Consider the following 20,736-nt stretch of genomic DNA (forward strand, 5'->3'; position numbering starts at 1 on the left):
CCCCCCAGATTGCCCACAGCTGCGTTACAGCTCTTGAAAATGGAATGACCATTCCCTGCGAGCTGCGCCTAACTGTGGACAATCTGGGGGGCTCTGGTATCACTATTTAGCACCATACAGGACACTAGGAACTGGTAGGATGGGCAAAACGCAGCGTGCCCATCGGCAAGCGAGTGATGGGCACGCTGCGCTCTGCCCATCCTACAAAATAATCGAGCTCTACAAGGCCGCTTCCGGGTCCAGAAGCTGATATTTCACCGCCAGCAGCGTCAGCTCCACATCGCTGTGTAAACCCAGCTTTTCAAAAATGCGGTAGCGGTAACTGTTGACGGTTTTCGGGCTGACCGAAAGGGTCTCGGCGATTTCCGCCACTTTATTGCCGTTGACGATCATGACCGCCGTCTGCAGTTCGCGCTCGGAGAGAATATCGAAGGGCGAGGCCTTCTCCGCATTGCCGCTGACATTGCGCAGGGCCATCTTGGTGGCCGTGGAGCTGCTGATGTAGACCTCGCCGGCCACTACCGTATGGATGGCCTTGACCATCTCCTCCAGGTCCGCCCCCTTGGTCACATAGCCGCGGGCACCGGCCTGCATCAGGCGGCCGGGGAAAAGATCGTCGTCCAGGGCACTGACCGCGATCACCTTGGCCTGGGGGCAACGGGTCAGGAGTTTACGGGTGGCTTCCAATCCGCCCATACCGGGCATCTTGACGTCCATCAGAATAACGTCCACGTCGGCCTCGCGCACGAACGCAAGCGCCTCTTCGCCGCTGTTGGCCTCACCCACAACTTGTACACCACTGACGTCACCCAGCATGCGCGAAATCCCCATGCGCACAAGGTCGTGATCGTCCACCACCAAGACTTTAATCAAATTCGCCCCAACTACGGATATTTCAGTGCCGCCCCACACGGCTTTACACGTCACCCGTGTGTACGCGGCAGAAAGTGTTGTTATTGCTCAATGGAGCGGCCGCCCCACCCGAGATCCATCCACAGAGCCCGCCAGCAACATACCAGACAAATACCCTAGTGCAAAGCGAGACCAGTGGTTCACCGTCAGTCAAAAAGTAATAAGTGTGAAGCGGTTACGAATTGATATAACGAAAAGTTAGGCTGATGCGTTCTTTCAGCGGTCGGTTGCTTTTTGCCACATGGTGCAACCAGTGTTTTTGCACCGCTCCGGATGTCAGCAGCAGCGAACCACTGGGCAGAATCACCGACAGGCGCCCCGCTCCATCGCGCTGCTTGAAACTCAGCCTGCGCTCCTGGCCCAAGCTGACCGTGGCCACCACCGGATTCTCGCCCAGCTCCTTTTCGTTGTCGGCGTGCCAGCCCATGCCGTCGGCTCCATCGCGGTAGTGATTGACGAGGAGACTGTTGAACAGAAAGCCGGCGCGGGCCAGTTGAGCGCGCAGGACAGCCAGGGATTCGGTCCACGGCTGCGGCCGCTGTTCCAGGCCGGCCCAGCGGTAGGCCACACCATTGTCGCCGACAAAGGCGTGGCGCCGGGGAATCGGATGCTGCTTGCCGAAGACCCGCACCATCGGCTGATCCCAGCACAGCTGCTCGAGGCAGTGGTCCATCAGCGATGCCGCCTCACTCGGTGCCAGCCAGGTGGGGATCAGCAGCGCGCCCCCCGGAGGCAGGTCGAGCCATTGCGTACCGGCGTATGCGCTCTGCAACAAACCCGCCTGTTGTGTAAAAGTTTTCTCATCCATAAGCTGACCGAATAGGGGCGGAACCGCAGCGCCGTGCAGCCGGATCAGGGATAGTAGCGGGGTTCCGGCTCCAGTTCCACGCCGAACTTGGCGCGGACATCCGCCGCTATCTCGGCCGCGAGGGCGGTTACTTCGGCGCCGGGGCCCCGCCCCGGGTTTACCAGTACCAGGGCCTGGCGGTCGTGCACCCCCACCGCATCGCGTTGCCGGCCGCGCCAGCCGGCGCGGTCGATCAACCAGGCGGCGGCCAGTTTCCAGCGCTCGCCGGCGGCGAAGGCCACCAGGTCGGGATGGGCCTTCTTGAGGCTGTGGTAGAGGTCCGCGTCCACCAGGGGATTCTTGAAAAAACTGCCGGCGTTGGGTATCTCGTCCGGTGACGGCAGCTTGCTGTTGCGGACGGCGATCACCGCCCGCGCCACCTTCTCCGGTGTCAGTGTCCCGGCGCCCTGTTCGCGCCGGGCGAAATACTCTCCCAGTGCGGGGTAGTCGATGCGCGGGCGCCAGTCCGAGGGCAATTCCAGGCGCACCCGGGTAATGATGTACCGATCCCGCGCGCGCCCTTTGAACACGCTGTCGCGATAGCCGAACTCGCAGTCGGCAGCGGAGAATTCACACAGCTTGCCGGTGGCGATATGCACCGCCTGCAGGTCGACGAAGGAGTCCCGCAGTTCGACGCCGTAGGCGCCGATATTCTGGATCGGCGCCGCACCGATTTTTCCGGGGATCAAGGCCAGGTTTTCCAGTCCGCCGAGCCCCCGCTCCACCGTGTGCATCACCAACCGGTGCCAATTCTCCCCAGCGGCGGCGCTCAGGCGGGTGCCCTCGGGAGTTTCCTCCAGGGACAGGCCGCGAAGCTCCATATGGATCACCAAGCCCGGGTAGTCGCCGGTCAACACGATATTGCTGCCGCCCCCGAGGGGGAGTATCGGCAGCTTCCTCCCGCGGGCGAACGCCAATGCCTCCCGCAACTGCTCGAGGCTTTCCACCCGCGCGAAGTGCGCGGCTCTGGCAGCGATTGCCAGGGTATTGAGAGGTTGTAAATCGATATCGGTTTGAATCACGCCAACAGCTCGCGCATGCGCTCCAGGTCCTGCTCGGTATCCACGCCGCCGGGAACCTCCTGTTGCGCATCTGCCACGTGGATATCCTCGCCGTGGTAAAGGAAACGCAACTGCTCCAGCGCCTCGAACTGCTCCAGCGGTGCCATCGGCCAGGACACGAAGCGGTTCAACAGTGCCACCCGGTAAGCATAGATGCCGATATGCCGGCGGGGTTCCAGCCCCCGGGGCAGTTCGCGGCACTCGCCGGCGAAGGCGTCCCGCGGCCAGGGGATGGGAGCGCGGGAAAAGTAGCGGGCGAGACCGCTCTCGGCGGCCACCACCTTGACGATATTGGGGTTGCGGAAGTCCTCCAGGGTGCAGATCGGCTCCGCCAAGGTGGCCACTCCCGCCTGCGGGTTGGCGGCCAGGTTGGCGGCCACCTGGTCGATAACCGCGGGGGGAATCAGCGGCTCGTCTCCCTGCACGTTGACCAGGATGCGGTCCTCCGCCAGCCCCAGGTTGGCGGCCACCTCCTGCAGGCGGTCGGTACCGGAGGCGCAATCGTCGGCGGTCATGCACACCTCTCCGCCGAAGGCGCGCACCGCTTCCGCCACGCGCATATCGTCGGTGGCCACGATCACCCGCCCGGCGCCGCTCTCACGGGCGCGGCGGTAGACATGCTGCACCATCGGCAGGCCGCCGATATCCGCCAGGGGCTTGCCCGGCAGGCGGCTGGAGCCATAGCGGGCAGGAATAATCACGTCGAAATCAGTCACATCTAAAACTCTGCAGGTGATGGTGTACCCTCTGGAAGAAAAGGTCCGGCAGTTGGCCCCGTACCTCCAGTGCCCACCAGTGGCTTTGCCAGAAGTCCCGGCATTTTACTGCGTCCTTCATAGTCATGATCACCGGCGTCACACCGTCGAACTGCAGCTCCTGGGCACTGAACTGGTGGTGGTCGGCATAGGGCTGCTCTGTCACCTTGTAGCCCAGCTGGCGCAGCTCGCGAAAGAAACGTTGCGGATTACCGATGGCGGCGACGCCGTGGCAGGGGCCCGGCTCCGGTCCCGAGGTCAATTTCAGGGTGGAGGTCTGGTCCAGGTTGAACTGGTGCCAACTGGACGGCGCCAGCTTCATTTGGAATTCCAGCAATTCGCCACACTGGGACTTCACCCGCTCCTGTGGCTCACCGTTGGACACCACCAGATCCACCGTGCGCAGCCGCTCGGCGGGTTCCCTCAACGGGCCCCTGGGCAGCAGGCGGCCGTTGCCCAGGCCCCGCTGGCCATCCACCACACAGATCTCCAGGCTGCGCCAGAGCTTGTAGTGTTGCAGGCCGTCGTCGGAGAGGATCACATCGCACTGGTGATAGTCGATCAGCGCGCGGGCCGCCTCTGCGCGGTCGGGGGAAACCATTACCGGCAGGCCGGTGACCAGGTGAAGCATCAGCGGTTCGTCGCCGGATTCCAGCGGGTGGGACTGGGCGGTGACCTGATAGGGGTAGTGCTTGGCGCGGCCGCCGTAGCCGCGGCTGACGATTCCCGGGTTCATGCCCCGATCCCGCAGCCAACGGGCCAGCTCCCCAACCAGCGGGGTTTTGCCCGCCCCGCCGGCAGTAATATTGCCCACCACGATCACCGGCACCGGCAGTGACGGCGGCGGGTCCTCCAGCGCGCGGTGGCGCCGGCGGCGGCTGATCGAGCGGTAGAGGGACTCCAGGGGCGCGAGCAGCGAAAGCAGAGATGCGCGCTCTTTTTCCAGATACCAGCGTTTGTTGAACCAGTCTTCCAATGACATCTCAGATCTGCTGCTGTAGTAAAGTGGCGTAGCGCCCGCCCCGGGCGAGCAGTTCAACATGAGTACCGCTCTCGATAATCACCCCCTGCTCCATCACCAGGATGCGATCGGCATTTTCAATAGTGCTGAGGCGGTGGGCAATCACAAAGGTGGTGCGATTTTTCATCGCCTCCGCCAGGGCCATTTGAATGGCGCGCTCTGACTCGTTGTCCAGCGCCGAGGTGGCCTCGTCGAGGATCAGAATCGGTGCGTCCTTGAGCAGCGCGCGGGCGATGGCCAGGCGCTGGCGCTGGCCGCCGGAGAGCATCTGGGCATTGTCCCCGAGTACCGTGTGCAAGCCCTCCGGCAACTCGTCGATAAAATCGCTGGCGTGAGCCAGCTCCACGGCCCGCCGCACCTCATCCAGAGTGCGCGACTGCAATTCCCCGTAGGCGATATTGCGGTACACGGTATCGTTAAACAATACGATATTCTGCGACACCATGCCGATCTGCCGGCGCAGCTCCTCCAGGGACACTTCGGTGATATCCACGCCGTCCAGCAGGATGCGCCCGCTGGTCGGTTCGTAGAAACGCGCCAGCAGGCTGACCAGGGTGCTCTTGCCGGAACCGGAGGCGCCCACCAGCGCCACGGTCTGTCCCGGCTCCACGACAAAATCGATGTCCGTCAACACCGGAGGGGCGGCTTCGTCGTAGCGGAAGCCCAACTGTTCGAAGGTCACCGCGCCGCGCACCGGCGACGGCAGGTGCGCGGTACCGCCGCGGGGTTCCTTGGGCGCGTCGATCACTTCAAAGATACTTTCCGCCGCGGCTACGCCCTTCTGGATATCTGAGTAGACCTCCGACAGGTTGCGCACCGGCTTCGCCAGCGAAGCCGCGGCGCCGATATAGGAGGCGAAAACCCCGGCGGTCATGACTTCCACCATTCCCGGCGCCAGCGCGAGCCAGACGATGGAGGCGGTGGCCACACCCACCAGTATCTGGATTACCGATACGCTGCCGTTGTCCGCCACCACCAGCTTCATATACTGCTGGCGGTTGTTGTCGCTGGCGGCGACAAATCGGGCATTTTCATATTCGCGCCCACCGTACATGCGCACCACCTGGTAGCCGCCGATCGCTTCCTGGGTCACGTGGGTCACATCCCCCATGGTGTTCTGGATGCGGTGGCTCAATTTGCGAAAACGCTTGCCCACGGTGCGCACGATTACGGCGATCAGTGGCGCGAAAAGGAAAAAAGTCAGGGTCAGTTTCCAGTTCACCATGAGCAGGTAGGTGAGCAGGCCAATGGTGGTGAAGGATTCCCGGATCAGGATTTTCAGTGCCTTGGTAATGGAGTTGGTCACCTGCTCCACATTGTAGGACACCTTGGAAATCAGGTAGGCGCCGGTATAGCGATCGAAATAGGCACTGGGCAATTCACCAATATGGGAGAAAAGTTCCGTACGCAACTTGTGGATCACCGAGCGCGCCACATAGGCCAGGCCGTAGCTGCCGATAAAATTGCCAATGGCCCGAAACAGGATAATTCCCAGCATCGCCAGCGGTATCAGCCAGCGGGCGGTCTCCTGGGGCATGATCCCGCCGGGGAAATAGCCGGCGACATATCTGGAGAGAAAACCGCGGCCCGCCTGGATGCCCGCCCCCACCGCGTCGAGCAACAGTTCGGTCACTGCGATCAGGCTCACATTCATGAGGGAAAACAGCATGAAACCGAACACCGCGAGGGCGAAGACCGGCCAGAGAGGCAGAGCGTAGGTGAGCAGGCGGCGGTAGGTTTTCGAGCCCCGGTGATCGGGCGCCACCGGGTTAGCGATTTTATCCATAGGATATTTGTTTCAGACCACAAAAACAGAGAGCGGAAAAAAGACTTAGTCCCGAATGGCGCCAAGTTAAGGCTTTCGGGCGGGCCTGCTACCGGGAGCTGTTTGCGGGACACGCCGTGAATACATCCCTGTAGGCTTGTCCGCGAGGTCCCTCTCGCAGACAGTCCCGCAAACAGCTCCCGGCATCAGGCCCTTCGCATCAAGTTCATCGCTTAACTTAGTGCCATTCGGCTCAGTCCCCCGTCTCCTGCTCTCCGGAGGGCTGCCGCGTAGTGATACTCAGGTGGACGAAACCCAACTGGCCGGCGGCATCCATGGCACGGACCACGGCCTGGTGCTGGGCGATGGCATCGGCCGTGATAACGAGTGGGCGATTGTACTCGCCCGCGGAAACTTCCGACAGCGCCGATTTCAGGGTGGCCAGCTTTTTGTTGATCAGCGCGCGGCCGTCCACTGCGTAGGAGCCATCCGCATTGATCACTACCTCGATGGTCCTGGGCGGATTGTCCGCCTGGGGCCCCGCCGCTTCCGGCAGGTCCAGCTTCAGGTGGCTCTCCTTGGTAAAGGTGGTGGAGACCATAAAGAAAATCAGCAGCAGGAACACCACGTCGATCAGCGGCGTGAGGTTGACTCCATCCTGTTCCCGGGCCTGGCGGCGAAACTGCATAGCGCCCTCCTGCTCAGGCCGCTTCGATACGGCGGTCGCTGTGCAGCGCATCCACCAGCTTGACGGCCTCCTGCTCCATAGTGACCACGATGGTGTCCACCCGGCGCTGGAAGTAGCGGTGCGCCATCAGCGCGGGAATCGCCACGGTGAGGCCGGCGGCGGTGGTGATCAGCGCCTGGGAGATACCCCCCGCGAGTACACCCGCATTGCCGGTGCCCTCCAGCATGATCGCGGTAAACACCTGGATCATCCCCACCACCGTTCCCAGCAGGCCGATCAGCGGCGCCACCGCGGCGATGGTGCCGAGGGCGCCGAGGAAGCGTTCCAGTTCGTGCACCACCTGGCTGGCGGCCTCTTCGATACTGTCCTTCATCACGTCGCGGCCGTGGCGAGAGTTGGACAGGCCGGCGGCGAAAATGCGGCCCAGATGGCTGGAATCCCGCAACTCCTTGAGTTTGTCGCCATTGATCTGGTTGTTCTTCAACCAGCCCCAGACTTCGCCCAGCAGGGTGCGGGGGGCTATCCTGCGCGGATTCAGGGTCCACAGGCGCTCGATGCAGATGGCGATGACGGCAACGGAACAGAGCAGGATGGGCAGCATCAACCAGCCGCCGGATTTTATTATTTCTAACACTTTTCTTGGTCCCAGACTGCGGAGGGAAAATCTCGGGGGAGACTCTACCACAGCCGGCCCCGCTGGCTAAGCCTCTACCAGTCGTCTCTTTCGTCCGTGTGAACCCGATTGCAAAACCTGCCCGGTAACAGGGCGGCCACAGAACCTTAACTTAGTACCATTCCCCTCAATCCTTCTTTCCAACCGATTCAGCCGCATACCAGAACCTCTGCGCCGCGCGGGCCAGGTCGATTCGGGGTTCCCCCAGCGCCGCCTGCCAAGTGAATGCCACCGCTCCGGACTCCGCGGTGTTGAACAGCTCGGCACCGCTGTCGCGGTAGCGGTCCACCACTTCGGGATGCGGGTGGCCGAAGTGGTGGCGAAACCCGGCGCTGAACACCACCCGGCGCGGCCGCGCCCAGTCGATCAGAGCCCGGGACGAGGAGCTGCGCGAGCCGTGGTGGGGCGCGATCAACAGGTCCACTGGTGCAAAGCCGGGATGCCGGCGGTACAATTGCCGTTCCACGCCACTGGAAATATCCCCCGCCAGCAGAATCCGTATCCCGCGCCACCGGACCAGTGCCACGCAGCTGTGATCGTTGTCCTCACCCGAGAGATTTCTTGTGTCCGGCCAAAGCCACTGGAATTCCAGATCGCCCAGTTGCTCCCGAAGGCCGGCGATGCAGGTTCCCGTATCCCGCCCCAACTGCTCTCCCAGTCTGTCCGCCAACCGGCCCGGCGCAACGAGCCGGCCCAGTGGCAGGGATTCCGCCAGGCCGGGGAGCCCGCCGGCGTGATCCCGGTCGCCGTGGCTGATCACGACGCCATCCAACGCGGGCATCCCCTCCCCCAGCAGATAGGGCGCAATGATCTGGCTGCCCGCACTCCAGCCGGAACCGGAGAGCGGGCCCGCGTCGTACAGCAACCGCTGCTGCGGTGTGCGCAACACCACCGCCAGCCCCTGGCCCACGTCCAGCGCGGTCACCTGCAGGAACTCCTCTTTCGACGAGGCCAGGGGCAGAAACGGCAGCAGCGGCGGCAACAGGAACAGCCAGCCCAACCGGCGCCCGGGGAGTCCGGCGGGCAACAGCAACAGCAGAACGCCCAGCGCCGCCAGCAACAGACCTCCCTCCCCAATCGGTAGCCCCGCCGTCTGCCAGGCGGGCAACAGGGCCCGGCCCTGTTCGAGAAACTCCATCAACAGATCCAGTTGCCAGCCGGCAAAGCCGATGAACCAACCGCCCATCGGAGTCCAGATCAACAGGGTACCCAACAGCAGCATCGGCAGTATCAGCAGGCCCAGCCAGGGGATTGCCACCAGGTTCATCGACATCCCGGCGAGACTGAAACCGGAGAAAAACACCAGTGAAGGCAACAGCAATGCCAGCGTCACCACCCACTGGCTGAACAGCAGGCCGGCAAAACCGCGGACTATCCGCCGAGCGTACCCCGGTTCGGTATCCTCTGCGCCCCGCCGCAGCCGCACGCGATGGCTGAAAGCGAGCAGCAGCGCTCCCACGGCAATAAAGGAGAGCCAGAAACCGGCGCCGAAAAATGCCAGCGGTTGCAGCGTCAATACCAGCGCCAACGCCAGGCTGTAGGCCAGGCCGGGACCGATTCTGCGCCGCCACTGCCAGGCCAGCAGCAGCACCCAGGTCATCGCCAGGGCCCGCTGTGCGGACAGCGGCGCCCCCGCCAGCAGCGTGTAGCCCAGAGAGCCGGCCAGGGCGAGAAACACCGCCGGCGCAAAGCTCGAGGTCCCGGTCACCGCGCCGATAAGTCGCCCCAGCAGATTGCCGATCAGCAGGAAAAAACCAGCCACCATGCCCACATGCAGGCCGGAAATCGCCAGCAGGTGCGCGGTGCCCGTCTCCCGCAGCAGGCGGCGGTCGTCGCTTTCCAGCCCGCCCCGGTCACCGAGCAGAAGCGCGCGCAACAGCTCCGGGCGCCGCGCCGGCTGCTCCACCAGCCGGTCCCGCAGCCAGTGGCGCATCGCCGGCAGCCCCTTGAAGTTGTCGAGAAATTGCGGCGCGTGATCCCCCGGGCGCACATAGCCGGTGGCGTAAACACCGCGGCGCAGCAGCCAGCCCTCGTAATCAAATCCGTGCGGATTGACGCTGCCGCGGGGGCGCTTGAGGCGCACCGGCAAATTCCAGCGGCTGCCGGCGCGCAGCTGGCGGCGGATGTCGGCATCCGCCCGGTACCAGGTGAGATCCAGCAGTTGCCCTTGGGGCGGCGACGAAAGTTCGCCGCCTTCCAACTGTCCCAGCACCCGCGCGCTGAAACGCAGATTGACCGGGACTTCGAAGTCGCCGCCGTGGGGGGCGGAGATCCGGCTTTCCGGCAGGGAAACCACTTCGAGCTGTAACAGAAAGTCGGCACCGTGGTCACTGAGCGGCAGGCGCTCCTCCAGTGCCTGCCGATTGTGCCAATTGCCCCACCCCGCCCCTGCAAATACCGCCAAAAGCAGCGGCACAAGGCGCCGGTGGGACGGCAGCAACAGGGCGCAGCAGAGGAGCGCGGCGGCCGGTGCGGCGAGAAATATCGGCGGGGGAATCCGGGGCAGGCAGCCCACGGCGGCAATCGCCAGGGCGTAGCTCCAAAGCAACAGTGTCAGCGAAAGCGGGTTCCGCCCTTCCGCCGTTCTTGCGCCCACCGCCCATTGCCCCACCAACCATTGCATAGTGTCAGTCCACATCCTGTGCCGAAGCGTTTGTTGTGCCAGATTTTCCGGCCCGGCGCAAAACAGGGGCTGCCCTTGGGCCTCTACTCAGTGCCATTGGATCAAATAAAGTGTCTTTCCTGTATAAGCTGGCACCATGCAGTCACAATTTCTAAAGAAAAGTGCCATCTTTAACACTCTTGTAATCTTCGGCTCGCAGAATTCGCACCAACTTGAGGCCGGGTGCCCGGACACCACCCGCCCCTGTTCCAAAACCATAAACTGTGCGAGACGACCGATGAAAAAGACCGCAATCTCCCTGGCCATCGTCGCCCTGACTCCGGCCCTGGCCAGCGCCGAGGTATTCGAGTTCTACGGCAAGGCCAATGTGGACTTTCAATCCGCCGACGAAGGCGAAGGCTCCAATACCGATATCAAGAGCAACGCCTCGCGCCTCGGCGTGAAGGGCGAGCTGCCCTTCGACAACGGAATCAAGGGTATCTACAAGATGGAGTACCAGGTGGATATCGACGGGGAGGCGGAAGAAACCTTCGAGCAGCGCAATATCTACGCGGGCCTGGAAGGCGGTTTCGGTCAGGTGATCGGCGGCAAGTTCGATACTCCGATGAAGGTGGCACAGAACAAGGTCGATCTGTTCAACGACCTGGAAGGCGATATCAAGAGCGTAATCACCAAGAGTGACAACCGCGAATCCAACAGCCTGCAGTACACCACGCCCTCTTTCGCCGGCTTCAAGCTGTCCACCGACTACATCAGCCACAAGGACGAGATAATCGGCCGGGATGAGTTCGGCGAGGATATCACCCGCGACAACGGCACTTCCGTGTCCCTCGCCTACGATAACTACGGCGTCTACCTGGCCTACGCCTACGACCAGGACGTGGAAGCCAACGACTGGGATGTACAGCGCCTTGTGGCCCAGTACAACATTGGCACGGTGCAGGTAGGTGCGCTTTACGAAGAGCAGGAAAGGCCCGACGGCAGCGAACAGGATGGCTGGATGGCCTCCGCCGCCTACAAGATCAACCAGTGGACCATGAAGGCCCAGTACGGCCAGTCCGATATCGTGGTGGCCGAGGCGGAGACCTACAGCCTGGGTGTGGACTACAAGCTGTCCGCTGCGGCCAAGGTTTTCGGTTTCTTTACCGACGAAAGCGCCGCGAACGGTTACGAGCGCAGTTACGCAGGTATCGGCACCGAGTTCAAATTCTGATCGAACTTGATTTCGCTTGTAAAGAAAAGCCCCGGTGTAACAGCCGGGGCTTTTTCATTACGGAGAGATCAATCGCGGCCATGGGCCGCTCCTACAGGAAGTGATAAAGAAGGTGTAGGAGCGGCCCATGGCCGATTGTGTGCTCCATGCACAATCGGCATTCCCGCCATCCATGGCGGTTGCCGCGATCTCGGTCAGATAACAAACAAATCCATAAATTCATGCACCGGAGTCCGCTCCAGCAGCTCCTGGTCTTTGCACAGGGAAAACAGCTGCTCACAGCGCCCGGCCGGAAAACGGGTCTCCAGACTGTCCCGGAATTTTTTCTCCAGCAGCGGAATCCCCTCCTTCCGGCGCCGGCGATGACCAATGGGATATTCCACTTCCACTTTTTCCGTCGACGAGCCGTCCTTGAAAAACACCTGCACCGCATTGGCGATGGAGCGTTTGTCCGGGTGGAGATATTCCTCCGAATAGCGCTTGTCCTCGACGATTTCCATTTTCTCCCGCAGCCGGTCGATCTCCGGATGCGCATCGTGGAAGCTGTCTTCATAGTGCTCCGCCACCAGGTTGCCAAACAATAGCGGCACCGCGGTCATATACTGCAGGCAATGATCGCGGTCCGCGGCGTTGGCGAGCTGTCCCTCCTTGGAAATAATGCGGATCGCGGACTCGTGGGTGGTAATTGTGATCCGGTCGATCTCGTCGATGCGGTCCTTCACCTGCGGATGGAGAATCACCGCCGCCTCACAGGCGGTCTGGCTGTGGAATTCCGCCGGGAAGGAAATCTTGAACAACACGTTTTCCATCACGTAGCTCGCGTAGTCTGGTGAAGCGCCCCGCGGGAACTTGAACCGGCGGTCTTCCGCGGCTTTCAGTTTGTGATCCGCGTTGGTAACGCTGAAGCACACATCGTAGAAACCCCACTGCTTCGCCGTCAGCACGCCGGGAATGCCCATTTCACCGCGCATGGCGATATCCGCCAGGCGCACAGCGCGGGAAGTGGCATCACCCGCGGCCCAGGACTTACGGGAGCCCGCGTTGGGAGCGTGGCGGTAGGTGCGCAGCGCGCCACCATCCGCCCAGGCGTGGGACAGTGCAGCCATAAGCTGCTTGCGGTTCCCGCCTTTCAGCTTCGCGGCCACCGCTGTGGAAGCAACCCGCACCAGCAACACGTGATCCAGGCCCACGCGGTTGAAACTGTTCTCCAGCGCCAGCACCCCCTGGATCTCGTGCGCCTTGATCATGGCCTCCAGAACATCGCGCATCAGCAGGGGCTCTGTGCCCGTCGAGATGCGTTTCTGCGACAAATAATCCGCCACCGCGAGAATCGCGCCCAGATTGTCCGACGGATGGCCCCACTCCGCCGCCAGCCAGGTGTCGTTGTAATCCAGCCAGCGCACAATACAGCCGATATCCCAGGCCGCCTTCACCGGGTCCAGGCGGAACCGGGTGCCGGGCACCCGCGAACCATTGGGCACCACGGTGCCCTCGACGATCGGCCCCAGGTGTTTGGTGCATTCGGGAAAGCGCAGCGCCAAGAGGCCGCAGCCGAGGGTGTCCATCAGGCAGTTGCGCGCCGTGTCCCAGGCTTCGCTTGAGTCTATCCGGTAATCAAGGACATAGTCGGCGATATCCTGGATCTCCCGGTCATAGTCCGGGCGGATATTCTGATCGACGTTGGCACTCATATTCGATTCTCTCCAGCAGTTACGGAAACCTGGGACCGCGGAGCTTTTTATAAGAAGCTGAAGGCTCCAGCTCCGCAAAAGCGGCCCTCCCCTGGGCGCGCCGAGCTCCAGCTCGGCATACGGGCCAAAGGCCCGCCGTAGAAGCGGCCCATGGCCGCGATCGGGCCTGCGGCCCGCCAGCCGAGCTGGAGCTCGGCGTTCCCAGGGACCGCTCCTACGGCATAGATAAAGACGTTTCTAGAGAGGATAGATAAAAACGAGGGCCACGGACATCTGGCCAAGTCCAGTGCGACGTTACTGTGTCGGCATTGTGATTTTTCCTGTGTCTACCCGACATTTGTCGGGTTGTCCACGCCTCCCCTCCTAATTTAATATCCGTTTTCCGAATGCTCCAGGCGACGCAAGCATGGGAGCGAAACCAGCGCCATTTGAAGGATCGGTAATTTATGCCTTGGATTCAAAACTCCAATCTTGCCTACAATGGGCAAAATTATACTTATGATGTCTATCAGCAAAATCTTCCAAATGACTGCGCCGTCGCCAGCATGATCATGCTGGTCAAGCACGTCCTCAACAGAAACCTTACACGGGGAATCGCACAACTCTGGATCAGGCAGGCTCAGCAAATTGGAAACGCTGATATTACAAGGTTCGCGAACGGACAACCACTGCAGAGAACCGCGGCACCGGCCAATGCATGGCGCTGGGGTGGCGGTCGGGGTGGTGCCTCCCTGGGAGATATCTTTTTTTCATTGCAACGGTACTTGCCGCAACATCGGTGGCTTTGGATGATGCCTGGCCCCGGGTCAGCTGCCATTCCCATTCAGCTCGCGAATTGCACGCCGCAGAGACCTGCAATCGTTTCACTCAACTGGAATCACAATGGGGGCGGACATGTGGCCCTTTGTCTCGGCAGACGCCCTTTCCGCCCCGAGATCATTTTTCTCGATCCCTATCATGGAGTCGTCGCTTGTCCCTATGCACCTATTGCAAATTGGCTACCCTACGATACACAGCAGAGTTCGCTTGGCCTGGGAGCCTCCCAGGGGATGATTGACGAAGCGCTTTTTAGCTAGTTTGAATCCCGGGACCGCGGAGCTCGGGAACGCCCGCCGCCAGCTCCGCAAAAGCGGCAGAGCCGCTTCTCCTGGGCGCGCCGAGCTCCAGCTCGGCATGCGGGCCAAAGGCCCGCCCAGTAGGAGCGGCCCATGGCCGCGATCCCGGCTCTCAGCGCCGCCTGGAAACAAACCGCCAGCAGACCGTCCCCCCGCGGAATCCGAATCTATTCCCTCCTTGCAACGCATGCTATCCGGTCAAGATTACGTCTTAAGGCGGGAGACGGCCACCTCGAAAATGTCGGAGTGAGCTGTCAGGTAAACAGCATTGACAGAAGCCGGGAAACCCGGCACTTTACCCGGTTCCAATCCGGTCCATTACTTGGGAAGCCTCTGGCTCGCTCAGTAGTCGCTTTCCATTTTGTCCCCTTGCAGGCAGTAGAAGGCAGTAGACGCGCCTCTGTAAACCAGTATCGCCACCAAATCGTTTATAGGTTTCCCGGGAAGTAGCATGATCCGAAAAGCATTGTGTCTGCCTGAATTCTACCCGGTCCTGATCACTTGCCTGGCAGCACTGCTGACCGGGTTCAGCCCTGTCCAGGCAATGAGTCCGGACTCCCCGGAGCCGGAGGTCCAATCCTTCTCCCCTTTCTCCCCCATAGAGTTAACAAAAACTGATACCCGCTACCCCCTGGCCTCTCTCAATTATTCCTCCGGTTTTCTGCCCATACCGGAGGGGCTGACACTGGAAAATGCTCCCGATCTGTCCCCTCAAAACCAAGCTTTTGGCCTGACGCCCGACTTTGGTAAACACAGTCGATACTGGTTGTATACGCATATTGTGAACAATACGGAAAACAGTGACTGGGTATTACACATCAGCAATTTTGGCTTTCAGCAGCCCAGGGTATTGATCAGGGGAAGTGATGGGCAGGTTGTTCATACGTTCAGGAACTCAGACTATCCGGGCTCAACTGACATCAACACCATCGGCCGCGCGGTAGACGTCAAGCAGCGGGCGGGAGAGTCTTACCTGATGGTTGTTGAGTTGAAGGCTCGATTCGTTGCCTGGTATCCGTACATGGCGCTGATAAGCGACCGTCAGTACGAAATCTGGAAAACGCAGATGGATTATGCGTTCAAAATCGCGATCGGCATCATTCTCGGATTGATCCTGCTTGGCTTTATCTGTTGGTTATTAACGGCAGAAATAGCCTTTTTCTGGGCCTCACTCTCTTCGCTGTTGATGCTCTTCTACTACCTGGAGCACAGCAGCATCCCGGCGGTTCTATGGCAATCAACCTATGATAAGACGGCATTATTCTGGGTATTGATGTCTTCGACACTGTTTTCGCAACTGGCTTTTGCCGCAAGCTTTCTACAGGTTAACCGGAACTCCGGAAGGTGGTATCACGCTTTTGCAGCGGCGGCGCTAATAACTGTTGTTATCTCCATTGCGAGCACAATGGCTTCATTCAGAACGAACATGCTTCTGTATGCATTTAACTACGCGATTGCGTGGATGGTCATTCTCAGTTCGGGTGTTGCCAAAGTACACGCTGAAGGCCGTTATTACACTATCTATATTCTCGGATGGCTCCCCTTGATACTGTCCATGTTACAGGTGATTGTGACTACTCAAGGGCCTAAAGGATCGCCCCAGGAAGTCACGGTATCGTATAAAATGATTCACGTTCTTTATGTGCAGATTTTACATATGCTTGTTCACGCTGCCGCGTTGATACTGCGTATAAGAGCTCTGCGTGAGGAAAAACTTAAAACAGAATACATCAGCCAGGCAAAGTCCCGCTTTATCGCCCAGAGCAGTCACGACTTGAGCCAACCGATCAATTCGATGAGTATTTTTCTGGAGCATTTGAAGCCACATGTTCATGGGTTGGATGGTAAAAAGATATTTAACCGGTTAAAAAATACGCACCGACAGATGAGTGAGTCATTCCATTCCATCATGGATCTGAGCAAGCTGGAATCCGGTGGGATAAAGCCTGATCTCAAGCCAGTATCTCTCGCGGATTTATTCTCCCGGCTACAGCATGAATACCGAATGCTGGCAACAGACAAGGGCATTCAACTGACGTTTCACCCGTGCTCCCTGCAGGTATTCAGCGATCCGGTACTGCTGGAGCGGATGCTGCGCAACCTGATTTCCAATGCGATTAAATACACCGATACAGGGAGGGTCGTTGTAGGCTGCCGGCGGCGTGGTAAAAATGTTGTTATCCAGGTGTTGGATACCGGGTGCGGCATGGATGAGGAAGACCAGAAGCATGTCTTTGATATTTATCACCGTTCAGTCAAGGATCCAGTGCAAGTGGACGGCTCTGGTATCGGCCTGTCCATTGTCAGGCATATTTCTGAACTGTTGAATCACCCGGTGAAAATGATATCCGCCCCGGGAAAGGGAAGCTGTTTTAAAATCTGTGCGCCACGATTGGGACAGGTTTCATCGAACCAGCGGGAGCCGCTCAGGCTGGATGAGAGCCAACCTGTGGTGGCGCTGGCTTTTCAGGACAATGAACTCAGGGACGCGATTCTTGAACGCCTGCACAAGTGGCGCTGCCCGGTATTGACTTTCAGTTCCGTGGAAACGGCCTGCCAATCCGGTGCACCCCCCTCTGTACTACTCTGCGACTATCCCAGCCTCAGAAGTGCATCCCTGTCTTCAAAGGAGACGGGCGTGCTGGCACGGGAAACCGTGGCTGCCTGTGTCTGTGATCCCGATACCTCACTGCCGGACAACTGGATTGCCCTGTCGACGGCGGTTCTCCCATCCCAGTTGCGCGCCCTGCTGAACCTTGCCGCCAGGCGTCGCCAGGCGCAACAGGAACTCCACACGCCCGCATAGACGAAAATGGTGCCAGGGCGCCGGAAGTGATAAATTACACTCCCGGCAAGTACCCACTGTTACTCGTGCGCAGCTAATCCCGGTATAAAATTCGATTTTATCCCTCTATAACAGGATTTTGAGGGACTGCATCCCGTCAGATGCAATAGCGTCCGGCCGGCAAGCGGGAAGGCAGATCGACCAGAATGAGCCATTCGAATGACTGTTAAGGTACTGATAACCGAAGATCACGAACTTTACCGGGATGGCCTTCGCCTGTTGTTGCAGGAGGTATTTCCCGAGGTCCAGATCATCGAGGCGGGTGACTTCCCTGCAGCCATGGCCACTCTGGCGAGTCATCAGAATATTGCCCTGGTCCTGTTTGACATCCATATTCCGGGTACTAGTGGGCTCAATGGCCTGAAGGAAATGAAAGCCCGCTACCCTGCCCTGCCACTGGTTGTCGTTTCCACCGTCGATCACCAGGTCAGCATCCAGCAGATGTTGCAGCTGGGGGCGGACGGCTTTATTGCCAAAACCAGCTCCAAAGCGACCATAGTCAAGGCGCTGAAGAACATCATGGAAGGCGAGGTGGTCATTATCGGCGGACAGGATAATGCCGGGCCCGCAGTACTTTCACCGCGCCAGATTGCCACCCTGGAACTTCTGGCACTCGGCCTGCCAAACAAGGAAATAGCGACGCAGCTCAATATCTCCCCCACCACCGTCAGAGAGTATGTTTCAGATCTACTGAAGCTGTTCGGCTGTGACAACCGCACACAGGCTGTCCTGAAGGCTCGCCAGCTGGGCTTTATCCTGGACTGACCTACCGCTGGCCCAAGAGCACAAAGACGCAGCGGCACAGCGAGCCCCGCCCATTCCCTCCTCTCTCTTCTCGAGAACCTGATTCTCATTCAGCACCACAGCTAAATGGTTTCTGGCCAGCCCTTGCCGCTGTCGCTCGCCCCGGACAACAGCCCCAAGACCGCAGCTGCACAATCGCATTGGCGAGTCCTCCGCCAGGGCCACCCGGGGGAAGCGCCAGTCGAGGGGCGCAGCGTCGATGGCGAAACAATCCCCGTCCCCCGCCCTCTCCACCATTTCCCTCGCCGGCCAACCCCAGTTGGCGAAGGCGCTGGCGCCGCTGTGACGGCGGCGGGGAGACGGACGGCAGTTTTGCTTGGCGCACAATAAATCGCTGGCGACACTTGCAAATGAGAATCGTTATATTTAAAAATACGCGCCCGATAAATTAACGCCACCACGAGAAATTGCCATGCCCACTCCCCCTAACCCCGGCAGGACACTGCTGTCGTGCGCGATATCCGCCACACTCGGGCTTACCGCCGCCCAACAATCACTGGCCCGGGAGGCTCCATCGACCGTTGAAGAGATCAGCGTCACCGCCCAGAAACAGGCCTATCGCGGCGACACTCCCCTGGAATCCCTGCCCCAGCAAACCCAGGTTCTCTCAGGGGACACGCTGGCTGAGTTGGGCGCAGTGGAACTGCAGAGCGCACTGGATATCGCCAGCGGCGTGGCCCGCCAGAACAACTTTGGCGGCCTGTGGGACAGCTTTGCCATTCGCGGCTTCGCAGGGGATGAAAACCTGCCCTCCGGCTACCTGGTCAACGGCTTCAGCGGCGGCCGCGGCTTCAGCGGCAACCGGGATGCCTCCAATGTCGAAACCATCGAAGTCCTGAAAGGCCCGGGCTCCGCCCTGTTCGGCCGCGGCGAGCCCGGCGGTACCATCAATATCGTTACCAGGAAGCCGGGGTTCGAACGCAAGGGTGAAGGTTACCTGCGCGCGACCGCCGGACGTTACGACACTTACCGCCTCGAGGGCGACTACGCGGACACCCTGAACGACCGGGTGGCTTTCCGTATCAACGGCGCCCGCCAGGACGGCGAAAGCTTCCGCGACACCGTGACATCGGAAAAGACCGTTCTGACCCCGTCGTTCCTGGTTGCGCTCACCGAAAACACCTCTCTCAGTTACGAAGCGGAATACCTGAAACAGGCGACGTCTTTCGACCGCGGTATCGTCGCCATCGACGGGGACCCCGGAAAAGTGCCGGTTTCCAACTTCTACGGTGAACCCGGGGACGGACCGAGTGAAGTCAATGCCAATGGCCACCAACTGGTTCTGCAGCACGACCTGAACGACGGCTGGTTTATCCTCGCCGGCGCCAACTACCGGGCGTCCTCCTTTGAGGATTGCGTCACCGAAGCAGAACTTGCCGCCCCCCGTCAGCAGCTCTACGTCGACGGCCAAACCCTTTCCCGTTGGCAGCGCTGCCGCGATTTCGATGCCGAGGACACATCCGCCCGCATCGAGTTGTCCGGCTCCTTTGAAACCGGTGCATTCACCCACCACATGATCGTGGGCGGCGACACCTACGAATATGCACTCGAATCCCAGCAGGACCGCTGGCGCGTCGACGCAGGAAAACCCACCTACTCGGTGGACGTCTTCAATCCGGTATATGGCCAGGTTGCACCGGAAGGCTCGCCGCTGGCCAACAGGCTGGAAAAGCAGAGCGCCTGGGGCCTCTACTTCCAGGACCAGATCGACTTGAGCGAACACTGGAAAGTGCTGCTGGGCCTCCGCTATGACAACTTCAGCCAGGACATTGAAAACCGCCGGTCGGAAATGAAAAGCCGCCAGTCCCAGACGGCCACCAGTCCGCGCGCCGGCCTGGTATATGAAGCCAGCGACACCCTGTCCGTCTACGCGAGTTATTCAGAGGGCTTCCGCCCCAACAGCGGAGTGGATTTCTTCGGCACCGCCTTTGATCCGGAGGAGAGCAAATCCTACGAGTTGGGTACAAAACTGGTAGCACTCGACGGCGCCCTGAGCAGTACCATCGCGCTCTTCAAGATGGAGAAATCCAATATTGTCGCCGCCGATCCCGCGCACCCGGGATCTTCCGCCGCCCTCGGCGAAGCGGAGAGCCAGGGGGTTGAAATCGATATCACCGGGGATTTGACGGATACCTTGCGGCTGCTGTTCAACTACGCCTATGTCGATGCCGAAACCAGCAACGATATCACCAACGTCGACTGGGGCGTGGACGTCCCCGCCGGAAGCCCGCTGATCAACATTCCTGAAAACAGCGCCAACCTGATGCTGGTGAAAAGCTTTACCGTCGGCGGCAAAGCCTCCACCTTCGGCGTCCACGTAAACTATGTGGACGACCGCCTGGGGGAAACCATCGATCCCAGCTATATCCTGCCTTCCTACACACTGGTCAACCTGCTGGGCTCCTACCAGGCCACCGGCAAACTGAAGCTGACCGTGAACGTCGATAACCTGCTCGACGAGAAATACTACGTGAGTTCCTATCACAAGCTCTGGACCACGCCTGGCTCACCCCTGACCTGGACGCTGGGAGCCACCGTTAGCCTCTGAGCCGGCTGGCTGAGAGCGGAATGCCGGCGGGCCGCAATGCCCGCTGGTATTGATTCAATTCAACCCCTTCGCTCCTGCGCAACATCCTCCTGGCGATGGCGCCGGTCGGCAAGAGCGCTATCTGAATGCCGCTAAGTTAAGAGGGACGGGCATTTTTGTAGGGTGGATAAGCGAA

15 protein-coding genes are annotated in these 20,736 nt (G+C 60.3%); 5 read left to right on the forward strand and 10 right to left on the reverse strand.

All coding sequences use genetic code 11. From position 1 onward, the window contains the following. Window positions 1-219: 219 nt before the first annotated feature. The 9 genes from uvrY to ACRC0P_RS14260 all read right to left on the reverse strand — a co-directional run bounded on the left by uvrY (window position 220) and on the right by ACRC0P_RS14260 (window position 10,345). The gene (gene uvrY, locus ACRC0P_RS14220) at window positions 220-873 is read right to left on the reverse strand and encodes a UvrY/SirA/GacA family response regulator transcription factor (RefSeq protein WP_438631962.1); all 654 of its coding nucleotides are present in this window, start codon (window positions 871-873) and stop codon (window positions 220-222) included. 214 nt (window positions 874-1,087) lie between these two features. After that, a complete protein-coding gene (locus ACRC0P_RS14225) occupies window positions 1,088-1,687 on the reverse strand; it encodes an alpha-ketoglutarate-dependent dioxygenase AlkB family protein (protein ID WP_438631963.1) in 600 nt (199 codons plus the stop codon). 77 nt (window positions 1,688-1,764) lie between these two features. Beyond that, window positions 1,765-2,781 (reverse strand): UDP-N-acetylmuramate dehydrogenase, encoded by a 1,017-nt coding sequence (gene murB, locus ACRC0P_RS14230; protein WP_438631964.1) that lies wholly within the window; start codon window positions 2,779-2,781, stop codon window positions 1,765-1,767. Beyond that, a complete protein-coding gene (gene kdsB / locus ACRC0P_RS14235) occupies window positions 2,778-3,536 on the reverse strand; it encodes a 3-deoxy-manno-octulosonate cytidylyltransferase (protein WP_438631965.1) in 759 nt (252 codons plus the stop codon). The genes murB and kdsB overlap by 4 nt, the downstream gene beginning before the upstream one ends. Next, window positions 3,529-4,557 carry a tetraacyldisaccharide 4'-kinase gene (lpxK, locus tag ACRC0P_RS14240; RefSeq protein ID WP_438631966.1) on the reverse strand — a complete coding sequence of 343 codons (1,029 nt, stop codon included), beginning with the start codon at window positions 4,555-4,557 and terminating at the stop codon, window positions 3,529-3,531. The genes kdsB and lpxK overlap by 8 nt, the downstream gene beginning before the upstream one ends. 1 nt (window position 4,558) lies before the next feature. Further along, window positions 4,559-6,382, reverse strand: a complete 1,824-nt coding sequence (msbA, locus tag ACRC0P_RS14245; RefSeq protein WP_438631967.1) for a lipid A export permease/ATP-binding protein MsbA — start codon at window positions 6,380-6,382, stop codon at window positions 4,559-4,561. Window positions 6,383-6,614: 232 nt separating this feature from the next. After that, the gene (locus tag ACRC0P_RS14250) at window positions 6,615-7,049 is read right to left on the reverse strand and encodes an ExbD/TolR family protein (RefSeq protein WP_183459710.1); all 435 of its coding nucleotides are present in this window, start codon (window positions 7,047-7,049) and stop codon (window positions 6,615-6,617) included. Between the two features lie 13 nt (window positions 7,050-7,062). Beyond that, window positions 7,063-7,683: a MotA/TolQ/ExbB proton channel family protein gene (locus ACRC0P_RS14255; protein WP_438631968.1), complete on the reverse strand. Its 621-nt coding sequence runs from the start codon at window positions 7,681-7,683 to the stop codon at window positions 7,063-7,065. Between the two features lie 166 nt (window positions 7,684-7,849). Next, window positions 7,850-10,345: a DNA internalization-related competence protein ComEC/Rec2 gene (locus ACRC0P_RS14260; protein ID WP_438631969.1), complete on the reverse strand. Its 2,496-nt coding sequence runs from the start codon at window positions 10,343-10,345 to the stop codon at window positions 7,850-7,852. A gap of 277 nt (window positions 10,346-10,622) precedes the next feature. Here ACRC0P_RS14260 and ACRC0P_RS14265 point away from each other — a divergent pair, with 277 nt between their 5' ends. Beyond that, complete coding sequence (locus tag ACRC0P_RS14265) at window positions 10,623-11,558, forward strand: porin (RefSeq protein ID WP_438631970.1); 936 nt, start codon at window positions 10,623-10,625, stop codon at window positions 11,556-11,558. Between the two features lie 194 nt (window positions 11,559-11,752). Here the strand turns inward: ACRC0P_RS14265 and ACRC0P_RS14270 are convergent, their stop codons facing one another. Beyond that, complete coding sequence (locus ACRC0P_RS14270; RefSeq protein ID WP_438631971.1) at window positions 11,753-13,249, reverse strand: bifunctional 2-methylcitrate dehydratase/aconitate hydratase; 1,497 nt, start codon at window positions 13,247-13,249, stop codon at window positions 11,753-11,755. Window positions 13,250-13,695: 446 nt separating this feature from the next. Between ACRC0P_RS14270 and ACRC0P_RS14275 the strand changes: the two genes are divergently transcribed. The 4 genes from ACRC0P_RS14275 (at window position 13,696) to ACRC0P_RS14290 (ending at window position 20,561) form a co-directional block, all read left to right on the forward strand. Further along, on the forward strand, window positions 13,696-14,325 hold the full coding sequence (locus ACRC0P_RS14275; protein WP_438631972.1) for a hypothetical protein: 630 nt from the start codon (window positions 13,696-13,698) through the stop codon (window positions 14,323-14,325). 490 nt (window positions 14,326-14,815) lie between these two features. Further along, window positions 14,816-17,170: a sensor histidine kinase gene (locus ACRC0P_RS14280; protein WP_438631973.1), complete on the forward strand. Its 2,355-nt coding sequence runs from the start codon at window positions 14,816-14,818 to the stop codon at window positions 17,168-17,170. Between the two features lie 198 nt (window positions 17,171-17,368). Then, window positions 17,369-17,974, forward strand: coding sequence for a response regulator (locus ACRC0P_RS14285; protein ID WP_438631974.1), 606 nt, complete (start codon window positions 17,369-17,371; stop codon window positions 17,972-17,974). A 451-nt stretch (window positions 17,975-18,425) separates the two neighbouring features. Continuing rightward, window positions 18,426-20,561, forward strand: a complete 2,136-nt coding sequence (locus ACRC0P_RS14290; RefSeq protein WP_438631975.1) for a TonB-dependent siderophore receptor — start codon at window positions 18,426-18,428, stop codon at window positions 20,559-20,561. Window positions 20,562-20,736 lie beyond the last annotated feature (175 nt).

This window comes from Microbulbifer sp. (assembly GCF_051659245.1).
In the GTDB taxonomy this organism is placed as follows: domain Bacteria; phylum Pseudomonadota; class Gammaproteobacteria; order Pseudomonadales; family Cellvibrionaceae; genus Microbulbifer.